Genomic DNA, 11789 nt, shown 5'->3' on the forward strand with positions numbered 1-11789 from the left:
ACAAATGATCGATGTCGACGCGCTGATTGTCTTCTCCACCGTCATGGATGCGGGCTCCTTCTCGGCCGCCGCCGAGCGCCTGGGCCAGACCCCGTCTGGCGTGTCGCGCACCATCTCGCGCCTCGAGGACAAGCTGGGCATGACCCTGCTGCACCGGACCACGCGCCGCATCCAGCTCACCGAGGAGGGGGCCTGGCTGCTGGGCCGCGCGCGCAGCCTGCTGGCCGATCTTGCCAATACCGAGGCCGAGGCCCAGGCGCGCCGTTCCCAGCCCTCCGGCCTGGTGCGGGTGAACTCGGCCACGCCCACGCTCGACCACCTGCTCGCGCCCCTGGTGCCGGAATTCCTCGAGCGCTATCCGCTGGTGCAGCTGGAGCTGGTGAGCGGCGAGACCTACGTCGACCTGATCGAGGAGCGCGCCGACCTGGCGATCCGCATCGGCGCCTTGCCCGATTCGACCCTCAACGCGCGCCGCCTGGGCGCCAGCCGGATCCGGGTGCTGGCCGCGCCCTCCTACCTGGACAAGCATGGCGTCCCGGGCGAGCCGGCCGAGCTGGCGCGCCACCGCACCCTGGGCTTCACGGCGCCGGCCTCGCTCAACACCTGGCCGCTGCGCCACGGCGGCGCCGAAGGCTGGACCGTCACCCCGGCGGTGAGCGCCTCGAGCGGCGAGACGGTGCGCCACCTGGCGCTGGCCGGGGCCGGCATCGCCTCGCTGTCGGACTTCCTGACGCGCGCCGACGTCGCCGCCGGCCGCCTGGTGCCGGTGCTGGAAGCGCACAGCCTGCCGTGGCTGCAGCCGGTGTGGGCGGTGTTCTACAAGCAGGGAGCGCTGGCGCCGCGGGTCGCCGCGCTGGTCGAGTTCCTGGCGGCGCGGCTCGGCGGGATGTTGGGAGAGGAACCGGTTTGAGGCGCCAAACTTACACGTAACTTACTGGCAAGCCAATTTTGCAACCGCCTGTCGTTTTTTGCGCCATCGTCGTGCATTTGCGCACCAAATTGGGTGACATGATGCCTTCTCGCAGCTATAGTTGCCGTCAATAAAAATCATAAAATCACCTACACGGAGGAGGACACCATGTTCACATGGTTGAAGGCGGTGCTGCGTCCATCCATGACGCATTTCGCGGCAATGGGTGGCGGCATCCGCGGACGTTTCCATGGCCTGGTGGTCAGCGCGCGCGACGGCAGCATCCGCACCGCGATCAATGCGGCGCGCCTGCGCAAGGAGGTCGACCATTCGCTGGCCCAGGCGAAGCAGCAGTACGAGGCCGCCAACGAACTGGCGGCCGCGGCGCGCGAGGTGACCCAGCTCTCGGCCGACGTCAAGGCCGGCACCGACGAGATCGCCACGACGGCCGGGCGCAACCTGGCGGTGGCGCGCGAGTCGATGGACAACCTGGCGCAATTGGAGCAGCGGATGCGCGCCATCGAGACCCAGGTCGACGGCTTCGCCCGCACCGTGGAACAGCTGGTCGCGCATTCGCGTTCGATCAGCGAGTTCGGCACGGTCATCCAGCGCATCGCCAACCAGACCAACCTGCTGGCCATCAACGCCGCGATCGAGGCGGCGCGCGCCGGCGAGGCGGGACGCGGCTTCGCCGTGGTCGCGGCCGAGGTGCGCCGCCTGTCGCTGCTGGTGAACGAGGAGACCAGCAAGATCGCCGTCGTGAACAGCGAGATGCGCGGCCTGGTCGAATCGACCGCCGGCGCCACCGCCGGCATCCTCGACGGCGTCGGCGCCTCGAGCGCCGAGGTGGGCGCCGCGGCCGGCCGTTTCTCCACCTTCGTGGCCGACTTCGAGCGCATGGCCGGCACCGTCAACGCCATCGCCGGCTCGATGTCCTCGCTCGACGCCATCAACCAGGACATCGGACGCAAGGTCGGCCAGATCGCGGCCAACGCCTCGGCCTCGGGCAAGTCGATGGCGGACGCCTCGCGCCGCGTGGACGAAGTGCGCGCCGCGAGCGAAGAGATCCAGGGCGTGCTGTCCGAGTTCCACACCGGCGGCACCCCCTTCGACGCGCTGGTCGCGGCCACCAGCCGCCTGCGCGACGACGTGCTGGCCTGCCTCGAGGGCCATGCCGCGCGCGGCGCCAACATCTTCGACCAGGCCTACCAGCCGATCGCCGGCTCCAATCCGCCGCGCTACCACACCAGTTACGACCGCGCCGTGGAGCGCGACCTGCAGGCCATCTTCGACGGCGTGTTGAGCGGCCTGCCGGGCTGCGCCTACGCGCTGGCGGTCGACAACCGCGGCTATGCGCCGGCCCACAACGGCAAGTTCTCGCTGCAGCCGACCGGCCAGCCCGAACACGACCTGGTCCATTGCCGCAACAAGCGCATCTTCGACGACCCGGTGGGCAGCAAGCTGGCGTCCAACCGCAAGCCAATCCTGTTCCAGACCTATCTGCGCGATACCGGCGAGGTGATCAACGACCTGTCAATGCCGCTCATGATCGACGGTCGCCACTGGGGCGCGGTGCGGGTGGGCTTCGATTCGGCGCGACTGCAGGGCGGGGCGGGGCGCTGAGAGGGTGCATCGTCCTTGTGTCAGAATACGCGCTGGACGACACTTCGACGACGCCATGGAAAAGCTGATCTCCGCGCTGAACCGCCTTTATCTGCGGCCCGGCGCATTTCCGGAAGATGCCCTGCTGCGCCAGCTGCGCGGCGAACACACCCAGGCCCTGAGCCTGGCGGGACCGGACGGCCTGATGCGGGCCGCCATGATTCCCTTCGCGCGAGTGGACGCCGACGGCAGCCACTGGACCCGCCTGTGCGACGCCGCCAACGGGCTGCAGCAGGAACTCGGCCTGCCGGCGCCGGCGGTGAGCATCTCGGGCGACGGCGCCTACGGCCTGTGGCTGTCGCTGGCCGAGCCGGCGCCGGTAGAGCAGATGCAGGCCTTCGTCGACGCCCTGCACGCGCGCTATTTTCCCGACATGGCCGCGCCCGGCCCGGTGAGCGCGCCGCTGGAACTGCCGCCCTGCCTGCACCAGGCCAGCGGCAAGTGGGCGGCCTTCATCCATCCCGGCATGGGCGCTTCCTTCGCCGACGAAGCGGGCCTGGACCTGCCGCCGCCGGCGGCCGGGCAGGCCGCCTTCCTCGACGAGCTCGACAGCATCGCCCCGGCGGCCTTCGCCCAGGCCCTGGCCAGCCTGCGGCCGGCAGGCGGCGCCCCTCAGTCCACGTCCTCGGCAGCCGCCTCGGCGCCGCCGGGGGCGCGGCCGGATGCGGGCCGGCCGAGGGGCTGCTGCTCAAGGATGCAACCCTCGAGGACATCGTTGCCTGGCTGCATGCGCGGCATATCGAGCCCAGCTTCCGCTATGTGCTGCCTGCCGGGCGTGAATAGGCGCATATCGTCGTATTGACGCAACGTTTATAGTCAGGAAACATAATTTTCTAAAAGGAATGCAGTTTTGACATGGCAAGCCTGATATCCTGTAGGAACCTTCCTACACAGGCCGTCCATGTCCAGCCCGCTCGCCACCCTCTACCGCCGCGCCAGTTCCCTGTCACCGACCGCCCGCCTGGTGAGCCTGGCCTTCGCCGGCCTGGCCGGGGCCGCCGTGCTTCTGCCGCGACAGGCGCCGGTGTCCGCGTCCCTGGCCGATCCGGCCCGGCCGGCCATCCCCGCTTCCCCCGCAAGCCCGGCCACCCCGGCCACCCAGGCTGCTTCCGCTTCCGCGCAAGCCCAGCCGGGCAGCGCGCCGCTGGTCGCCGAGGCCGAGCCGGCGCGCCGCGTCTACCCGTATTCGGTGGTGCCTGGCGGCGTCGCCAGCGCGGAGGAACTGAGGGCCGCGGTGCGCAAGGACAGGCTGGTCGCCGCCCACTACGCCGATTTCGGGCTCGACAAGGCCTTCATGACCAGGGTGGCCAAGCCGCGCGCGGTCTACGTCTCCTACCGCAAGGACGGCAAGATCTACTGGACCGCGCACAAGCTCATGCTGGCCGAGGGCGAAGCCCTGGTCAGCGACGGCGTCAACGAGGCGCGCGCCCGCTGCGCCAACCGGATCTCGGACCTGCCGCGCCAGCCGGTGGCGGCCAGCGAGCCGAGCGCGGAAGAGCTCGATACGCCGCTGGTGCTCGAGGGCGCGCTGGGAGGGGGCGCGGAGAGCGTCGAGGCCTTCTCGGCCGGCGGTTTCGGCGACGAGGGCGGCAGCGGCCAGCGTTACCAGTTGCAGGACTTCGGTGGCGCCCGCCTGCTGGCCGAGGCGGTGGCGCAAGCCGGCGGCAAGGAGCTGGCCGCGCGCATCGGTGCGCCGCCCCCGCATCCTTCGCTCGGCAGCCCGGTCAGCGCGCGCGCCGGCTCGTCGCGTTCCGGTAGCGAGACCGGCAATCCGGCCACGCCGGGCGCGGACGGCGGCCAAGCCTCGGGCGGCGCCCCGGCCCCGGGCGCACAGCAGCCCGGCCCGGCGGCGCCCGGCAATCCGGCCCCAGGCACGCCCAACCCGGCAACGCCGACGCCGGACACTTCCACTCCGGGTAATCCGACGCCGGGCAATCCCACCCCAGGCAATCCGACTCCAAGCAATCCGACGCCTGGCAAGCCGAGCACTGGCAAGCCCGGCGCATCAACGCCGGACAAGCCAGCGCCGCCGACCGGCACCCAGCCGTCGACACCGCAGCAGCCGGAAACCGGCGAGCCCGGCGCCGGCCAGCCGTCGCCGGCCCCGCCTGGCGGCGGGCAGCCGGGCACGAATCCGCCCGCGCCCGGTACGCCGGGACCGCAACCCGGCGGTCCGTCCACCCCGGATGGGGGCGGTCCGACACCCCCGCTCCCGGAAACGCCGGCCGGCCCGCCGAAGCCCGAGTTGCCAACCGGTCAGCCAAAGCCCGAGTTGCCGACCGGCGCGCCGACACCGGAACTGCCGGTGGGCGGCGAGCAGCCGATCCGGCCCGATCCGGTCAAGGTGCCCGAGCCGGGCACCCTCTGGCTCGGCGCACTCGCCGGCGCTGCCATGTGGCTGATGCGCCGTCGCCGCGCCTGAATCCGTCCGGCGCCCCCGCTCAGAACTGCAGGGGCGTGTCGGTGCGCTTCAGGGTGCGCAGCACGAAGCTGGATTTGCTGTGGCGGATGCCGGGGATCTTGTACAGCCGCTCGCGCAGCAGGCGCTCGTAGTCGCGGGTGTCCTTGACCGCGATGCGGATGAAGTAATCGTAGTCGCCCGAGATCAGGCTCGCTTCCAGCACCTCCGGGATCGACTCCAGCGCGCGGCCGAACTCGTACAGGGTCTGCTCGCTGTGGCTGTCGAGGGTGACCTGGACGATCACTGTGTCCTGGTAGCCCAGGTGGGCTAGGTCCACCTTCACCGTATAGCCCTGCAGCAGGCCGGAATCCGTCATGCGCTTGATGCGGTTCCAGCACGAAGTCGTCGATAGCCCGACCGCCGCGCTGATCTCCTGCAGCGGGGTGCGCGAGTCCTTGAGCAGGATGCCCAGGATGGCGCGGTCGGCCGCGTCGAAAATCTTTCTGTCTCTTTCCTCTTCCACGGAAAGCCTTTCAGGTTGGGTGCTGTAACAGTGCATGATTATGAAGCACTTTCAGCCTCTCGATGAATAGAATTCCAGGGATGAGAACCTTTCCCGTCCCCGACGCCGCCCCGCCCGCCACCCCCGCCCGCAATGGCGCCGCCCTCCTGCTCGAGCTCCTGGTGGAGGCGGGCGTCGACACCGTCTTCGGCTACCCCGGCGGCGCCGTGCTGCCGCTCTACGATGCGCTTGCCCTGGACGGCCGCCTGCGCCACATCCTGGTACGCCACGAGCAGGCCGCCGTGCACGCCGCCGAAGGCTATGCGCGCTCGACCGGCCGCCTGGGCGTGGTCTTCGTCACCTCCGGCCCCGGCGTGGCCAACACCACCTCGGGCCTGCTCGACGCCCTGAGCGATTCGATCCCGGTCCTGTGCATCAGCGGCCAGGTGAGCACCGCGGCGATCGGCACCGACGCCTTCCAGGAATGCGACGCGCTCGCCATCTCGCGCGCGGTGACGCGCTGGAACGCCCAGGTGCTAAACGTGGACGAGATCGCGCCCACGCTGCGGCGCGCAATCCGCGAGGCGACCGGCGGACGTCCCGGCCCGGTGCTGGTGGACCTGCCCAAGGACGTGCAGGCCGCCCCGGCCCCGCCGTTCGCGCCCACCGCCCCCGCCTCAGGACACCGGGCGGCGCGTCCGGCGCCGCCGCCCGCGGACCTGGACCGGGCCGCCGAGCTGATCCGCACCGCACGCCGCCCGGTGTTCTACGGCGGGGGCGGGCTGGTGAGCGCAGGTCCGCGCGCCTGCGCCGCGTTCGCGCGCCTGGTGGAGCTGGCCGATGCGCCCTGCACCCTGAGCCTGCTGGGCCTTGGCGCCTTCCCGGCCTCGCGTCCGGAATGGCTTGGCATGCTGGGCATGCACGGCACCCTGGAAGCCAACCTGGCCATGCACGAGGCCGACCTGGTGATCTGCGCCGGCGCCCGCTTCGACGACCGCGTCACCGGCCGGCTCGACCAGTTCTGCCCGCAGGCGCGCATCGTCCACGTCGACATCGACCCGCGCTCGATCGGCAAGGTGGTGCGCACCGAGGTCGGCCTGGTCGGCGATGGCGGGGAGGTGCTCGAGGCCTTGCTCGCGCGCCTGGAACCGGCGCCGCCCGAGCCGGGCCTGACGCGCGCTTGGTGGGCCCGCATCGCCCGCTGGCGCGCCCGCCGCTGCCTGGAGATCGCGGAGCGCGCGCCGGCGATCGCGCCCCAGCGCCTGATGCAGGTCCTGGCCGGACCGCTGGCCGCGCGCCACGCCATCGTCTCGACCGACGTCGGCCAGCACCAGATGTGGGCCGCGCAATACCTGCGCTTCGAGGCGCCGCGCCACTGGCTCACCTCGGGCGGGGCGGGGACGATGGGCTATGGCCTGCCGGCCGCGATCGGCGCCCAGGTGGCCCATCCGGACGCGCTGGTGGCTTGCATCAGCGGCGACGCCTCGGTCCTGATGAACATCCAGGAGCTGGCCACCGCCGCCCAGCACCGCTGCCCGGTCAAGCTGATCGTGTCCAACAACGGCTGCATGGGCATGGTGCGCCAGTGGCAGGAGCTGCATCACGGCGGACGCTACAGCCACAGTTGGAACGAGGCGCTGCCCGACTTCGTGCTGCTGGCGCGGGCCTTCGGCTGGCAGGCGGCGCGGGTCGCGCGCGCCGACCAACTCGATGCGGCGATCGCCGCCTGCCTCAGGTCGGATGGGCCTTATCTGCTCGACGTGGCGGTGGAGCAGGCCGAGAATTGCTTCCCGATGATCCCCGCCGGCCGTGGCCACCATGAGATAATGCTGAGCAAGGATAGTTGGTATAAAGAAACTACAGCCTGAAATGCGGTCAAGCCGATAACTTGAATAGTGTGTCGGGGGAGCGTTTTTCTCCAATATGACGCGGTGCAGGTCGGTACGGCTGTCCTTCCGGTGCGCCGCCAAGGCGCGTCTCTCGACCCGCTCGTACTGCGAGCCCCATTGGAGTGTTCCTCATGAAGACAGCGCAAGTCATGAGCGCCGCGCGCCTTGCGGCCTTGGCCCTGGCGATGCTGGGCGCCCATGTCGCGGCCCAGGCCGCGACCTACACGGTCGGCCCCGGCCAGTCGATCCAGGCCGCGGTGAATGCGGCGGTAGCCGGCGACACGGTCCTGGTGCAGGCCGGCATCTATACCCAGAAGGTGCTGGTGAGCGGCAAGAATGGCGCCGCCGGCGCGGCCATCACGCTCAAGGGCGAGCCCGGCGCAATCATCAGCGGCGCAGGCCTGAGGCCGTCCGGGCGGGAAGGGCTGATCACGGTCCGCAACTCGAGCCACTTCCGGGTCGAGGGCTTCACCGTCACCGGCTTCGCCACCGGCAGCGCGGGCGACAGCCCGGTCGGCATCCTGGTTACGGGGAACGGGACCAGGGTCCAGATCGTGAACAACAAAATCCACGGCATCAAGCATCTCAGCACCTGCGCCGATCCCTGCCTCGTCGGCGCCCACGGACTGGCGGTTTTCGGGACCGATACCACCGGCATCACCGACCTGCTGGTGCAGGGTAACGAGGTGTACGGCAACCTGCTGCAGGCCAGCGAGGCCTTGGTCATCAACGGCAACGTCGACCGCTTCGAGGTGCTGTTCAACGACGTTCACGACAATAACAACATCGGCTACGACTTCATCGGCTACGAAGGCGAGTGCGCCGCCTGCGGCGAGAACGACCGCGTGCGCAATGGCCTGGTGCGCGGCAACCGGGCCGCGAACAATTCCACCATCAACAATCCCTGGTACGGCGGCGAGGGCTCGGCGGCCGGCTTCTATGTCGATGGCGGGCGCAACATCGTCTTCGAGCGCAACATCGCCACGCTCAACGACATCGGCTTCGAGTTCGCCAGCGAGCATCCGGGCAAGGCCACCGAGGACATCCTGATGACGAACAACCTCGTCTACCTGAACCGGGAGGCGGGCGTCTCGCTCGGCGGATACGCGGCCGGCCTGGGCGAGGCGCGCCGCATCCACGTCAACAACAATTCCTTCTACAGGAACAAGGGCTGGGGCACCGAGATCGTGCTCCAGCACAAGGTGCTGAACTCCCACTTCAACAACAACATCATCGTCGGCGCGACCAGCGTCGTCGACAGCGTCGACAACAGCGGCAGCGGCAGCAGCGGCAACGTCTGGGGCGTCAACCTGTGGTTCGCGCCGAACACCAGCAACGTGGCCGTGCCGGGCGCCCGCCTGGTCCAGGATCCGCGCTACGTCGATCCGGCGAACGGCAACCTGCGCCTGCAGGCCGGCTCGCCGGCGATCGGCAAGGGCGTCGCGGGCGCGGCGCTGGGCGGCTGGTCCTCGCCCCTGTGGAGCAGGCACTACCGCCCCGGCGCGATCCCGGCCAACGGCAGTCGCGACCTCGACGGCCAGAGCCGGGTCGAGGGCGGCAGCCTGGATCTCGGTGCGGACGAGTTCGGCACGGCCTCGCCGGCCCTGTGCGGCGCCATGGGCGCCTGCTCCTGACAGGAACTGTCAGCAGGTCTCGCTAACATGGTCTCCCCATTCATCGCGAAGGCAATAAAGGCACGCGGGGCAAGCTGAGCAAACTCAGCAAAATAGTGCGTTGCCAGAACCCGGTCGCAGGCGTAATGTCTACAGTCGGGATGTCCGTCGCTGTTGTTAACCTGGAGGAGAAAACATGACTTCAAGCACTACCAAGCCGGTGGAAGATGGCATGCACACCGTGACCCCGCACCTCATCTGCGCCGGCGCCGCCGACGCGATCGACTTTTATACCCGCGCCTTCGGCGCTGAAGAAGTGATGCGCCTGCCGGACCCGAACGGCAAGCTGGCCCATGCGGCGGTGCGCATCGGCGACTCGATGGTGATGCTGATGGACGAATTCCCCGACTGGCAGGCGCGCGGTCCCAAGACCCTGGGCGGCTCGTCGGTCACCATCCACCTCTCCGTGCCCGACGTCGACGCCGCCTTCCGCCGCGCGGTCGAGGCCGGCGCCACGGTGCGCATGGAGCCGGCCGACATGTTTTGGGGCGACCGCTACGGCGTGGTGGAAGATCCCTTCGGCCATCAATGGTCGATAGCGACCCATATCCGCGACGTGCCGGTGGACGAGCTGCAGGAAGCGATGAAGCGCCAGGCCGCCTGCGCATAAGCGGCCCGGCAAGGGCCAGGGTCGCGGGCCGAGGCCACTGGTCAAGGCCATGGTTCACGGCCACGGCTCAAGTCCACGGGTCAAGGCCACGGGTCAAGGCCACGGGTCCACAATCCAGTTTGTGGGTCTTGGCCGAGGCCAAGCGGCGCGGGCCAAGGCCGTGGGCCAATGCCGGGCTATCATGGCGGTTTCTCTTTTGACGAGCCAAGGCCATGAGCAGCAACGACACCGCGCACGCGCCCCCGCCGGCGCCCGCCACCCCGGGCGACCACGCCCGCCTTGCGGAGGTGCTGCGCATCGCCGCCTTCGACGACGCCGGCCAGGGCGGCAACCCGGCCGGGGTCTGGCTGGGCGCCTCCCTGCCGCCGGCGGCCGAGATGCAGGAGCTGGCCCATGCCCTCGGCTTTTCCGAGACCGTCTTCGCCGCCCCTGAAGGGCAGGGCTGGCGCGTACGCTATTTTTCGCCCGCTTCCGAAGTGCCCTTCTGCGGCCACGCCACCATCGCCCTCGGCGCGGCGCTGGCGCGCGCCCACGGCGACGGCGTATTCCCCCTGCAATTGAACGCCGCCGCGATCACGGTGGAAGGCCGGCGCGAGGACGAGCGCATGCTGGCAGCCCTGCAATCGCCGCCGACCTGGTCCAAACCGGCTCCGGACGAGGTGGTCGAGGCCGCGCTGTCGCTTTTTGGCTACAGCCGCGCCGATCTTGACCCGCGCATCCCGCCCGCGCTGGCGCATGGCGGCGCCGACCACCTGGTGCTCACCTTGAACAGCCGCGCACGCCTGGCCGCCATGGCCTATGACCTGGAGGCGGGCCGCGTCTTCATGGAGGCGCACGGCCTCGTGACTGTGGTGCTTGCCTGGGCCGAGGACGCCCAGCATTTCCACACCCGCAACCCCTTCGCCTCGGGCGGCGTCTATGAGGATGCCGCCACCGGGGCCGGCACGGCCGCACTGGCGGGTTACCTGCGCGACCTGGGCTGGCCGCATTGCGGGCGGATCGACGTGGTGCAGGGCGAGGACATGGGCATGCGCTCGCGCCTGACGGCAGAGTTCGATGCCCGGCCCGGGGGCTCGATTCGCGTTTCGGGCAGCGCGCGCATGATGGATTAGATGCGCACTAAGTTAAGTGGCGCACAGACATTTTGCGAAAAGTCAAATATACGGGCGAAAAGCACATCTGCTCAGCAGTTAGATTGGGAATAGGCGGATTGATAATTTGAAGCAGACAAGTTCTGTTTCAATCAATCAATAAGGAGTCCCGCCATGGAGCTGTTTCCTGCAGCCGTGTTCAACCCACCGAAAGCTTCGCGCCAGCGCACCTCGCGCGAAGCCGCGGCGGGACGTTCGATCGAGCGTCTCCCGTTCACCGTCCGCCGTGTCGAAACCGAGTCCGACCTGCTGAAGGCGGTTCGGATCCGCCACGCCGCCTATGCCCGCCACGTGCCGGAGTTCGCGCGCAGCCTGGCCGAGCCGGAAGCCGCCGACTACGACGACGACACCGTCGTGCTGCTGGCCGAGTCCAAGCTCGACGGCACGCCGATCGGCAGCACCCGCATCCGCACCAACCTCTACCGCCCGCTGGGCGTGGAAGAGTCCATCGTGTTGCCGGACTGGCTGCAAGGCAAGCGCCTGGTCGAGGCCACCCGCCTCGGCATCGACGAGGGCAGGGTGGGGCGCATGGTCAAGATTGCACTGATCAAGGCCTGCTTCATGTATTGCGAAGACAACGCGATCGACTGGTCGGTGGCCACCGGCCGGCCGCCGGTGGACCGCCAGTACGAGCAGCTGATGTTCGTCGACGTCTTCCCCGAGCAGGGCCCGGTCCCGCTTCGCCATGTGGGCAATATCCCGCACCGCATCATGGCCTTCGAGATCGCCACCTTCCAGGAACGCTGGGCCCAGGCTGGCCATCCGCTGCTGAATTTCTTCTTCAACACCCATCATCCGGACATCGACATCGGACCGGCCGCGCCCCCGCCGACCCTGGCCATGCCGCGCGGCTTCGTCCTCGACCGTGCTGATGAGCGTTGTGAATTGGCAGTTGCCTGAGGCTTTAGGACGCCGTCGGCCCAAATATTGCATGACGGCATCAACATTAAGCGGTATCCTTGCGCCTTAGCGGCCGCAGTTTCGCTGCGGC

10 protein-coding genes are annotated in these 11789 nt (G+C 69.4%); 9 read left to right on the plus strand and 1 reads right to left on the minus strand.

Annotated features, from left to right (window positions below):
- The first annotated feature begins 4 nt into the window (after nucleotides 1-4).
- From B0920_RS01550 to B0920_RS01565, 4 genes are all read left to right on the plus strand, one after another.
- On the plus strand, nucleotides 5-910 hold the full coding sequence (locus B0920_RS01550) for a LysR family transcriptional regulator (RefSeq protein WP_078030839.1): 906 nt from the start codon (nucleotides 5-7) through the stop codon (nucleotides 908-910).
- Nucleotides 911-1078: 168 nt separating this feature from the next.
- Nucleotides 1079-2533, plus strand: coding sequence for a methyl-accepting chemotaxis protein (locus B0920_RS01555; protein WP_078030840.1), 1455 nt, complete (start codon nucleotides 1079-1081; stop codon nucleotides 2531-2533).
- 55 nt (nucleotides 2534-2588) lie between these two features.
- On the plus strand, nucleotides 2589-3374 hold the full coding sequence (locus tag B0920_RS01560) for a hypothetical protein (RefSeq protein ID WP_229455104.1): 786 nt from the start codon (nucleotides 2589-2591) through the stop codon (nucleotides 3372-3374).
- A gap of 99 nt (nucleotides 3375-3473) precedes the next feature.
- Nucleotides 3474-4994: a PEP-CTERM sorting domain-containing protein gene (locus B0920_RS01565; protein ID WP_078030841.1), complete on the plus strand. Its 1521-nt coding sequence runs from the start codon at nucleotides 3474-3476 to the stop codon at nucleotides 4992-4994.
- Between the two features lie 19 nt (nucleotides 4995-5013).
- Here B0920_RS01565 and B0920_RS01570 read toward each other — a convergent pair whose 3' ends face one another.
- On the minus strand, nucleotides 5014-5496 hold the full coding sequence (locus tag B0920_RS01570; protein ID WP_229455105.1) for an Lrp/AsnC family transcriptional regulator: 483 nt from the start codon (nucleotides 5494-5496) through the stop codon (nucleotides 5014-5016).
- Between the two features lie 80 nt (nucleotides 5497-5576).
- Here B0920_RS01570 and ilvB point away from each other — a divergent pair, with 80 nt between their 5' ends.
- The 5 genes from ilvB to B0920_RS01595 all read left to right on the plus strand — a co-directional run bounded on the left by ilvB (nucleotide 5577) and on the right by B0920_RS01595 (nucleotide 11698).
- Nucleotides 5577-7343: a biosynthetic-type acetolactate synthase large subunit gene (gene ilvB, locus B0920_RS01575; RefSeq protein WP_078030843.1), complete on the plus strand. Its 1767-nt coding sequence runs from the start codon at nucleotides 5577-5579 to the stop codon at nucleotides 7341-7343.
- 152 nt (nucleotides 7344-7495) lie between these two features.
- Nucleotides 7496-8998, plus strand: a complete 1503-nt coding sequence (locus tag B0920_RS01580; RefSeq protein ID WP_143745601.1) for a nitrous oxide reductase family maturation protein NosD — start codon at nucleotides 7496-7498, stop codon at nucleotides 8996-8998.
- A 175-nt stretch (nucleotides 8999-9173) separates the two neighbouring features.
- Nucleotides 9174-9647: a VOC family protein gene (locus B0920_RS01585; protein ID WP_078030845.1), complete on the plus strand. Its 474-nt coding sequence runs from the start codon at nucleotides 9174-9176 to the stop codon at nucleotides 9645-9647.
- Between the two features lie 212 nt (nucleotides 9648-9859).
- Nucleotides 9860-10759 carry a PhzF family phenazine biosynthesis protein gene (locus tag B0920_RS01590; RefSeq protein WP_078030846.1) on the plus strand — a complete coding sequence of 300 codons (900 nt, stop codon included), beginning with the start codon at nucleotides 9860-9862 and terminating at the stop codon, nucleotides 10757-10759.
- Between the two features lie 153 nt (nucleotides 10760-10912).
- The gene (locus B0920_RS01595) at nucleotides 10913-11698 is read left to right on the plus strand and encodes a hypothetical protein (RefSeq protein ID WP_078030847.1); all 786 of its coding nucleotides are present in this window, start codon (nucleotides 10913-10915) and stop codon (nucleotides 11696-11698) included.
- Nucleotides 11699-11789 lie beyond the last annotated feature (91 nt).

This window comes from Massilia sp. KIM (genome assembly GCF_002007115.1).
GTDB lineage: Bacteria > Pseudomonadota > Gammaproteobacteria > Burkholderiales > Burkholderiaceae_D > Telluria.

Bases quoted from the DNA above. Each gene is read 5' to 3' on its own strand.
- ilvB (WP_078030843.1), top strand. From the start codon at position 5,577: ATGAGAACCTTTCCCGTCCCCGACGCCGCCCCGCCCGCCACCCCCGCC.
- B0920_RS01595 (WP_078030847.1), top strand. From the start codon at position 10,913: ATGGAGCTGTTTCCTGCAGCCGTGTTCAACCCACCGAAAGCTTCGCGC.
- B0920_RS01565 (WP_078030841.1), top strand. From the start codon at position 3,474: ATGTCCAGCCCGCTCGCCACCCTCTACCGCCGCGCCAGTTCCCTGTCA.
- B0920_RS01555 (WP_078030840.1), top strand. From the start codon at position 1,079: ATGTTCACATGGTTGAAGGCGGTGCTGCGTCCATCCATGACGCATTTC.
- B0920_RS01560 (WP_229455104.1), top strand. From the start codon at position 2,589: ATGGAAAAGCTGATCTCCGCGCTGAACCGCCTTTATCTGCGGCCCGGC.
- B0920_RS01580 (WP_143745601.1), top strand. From the start codon at position 7,496: ATGAAGACAGCGCAAGTCATGAGCGCCGCGCGCCTTGCGGCCTTGGCC.
- B0920_RS01590 (WP_078030846.1), top strand. From the start codon at position 9,860: ATGAGCAGCAACGACACCGCGCACGCGCCCCCGCCGGCGCCCGCCACC.
- B0920_RS01585 (WP_078030845.1), top strand. From the start codon at position 9,174: ATGACTTCAAGCACTACCAAGCCGGTGGAAGATGGCATGCACACCGTG.
- B0920_RS01550 (WP_078030839.1), top strand. From the start codon at position 5: ATGATCGATGTCGACGCGCTGATTGTCTTCTCCACCGTCATGGATGCG.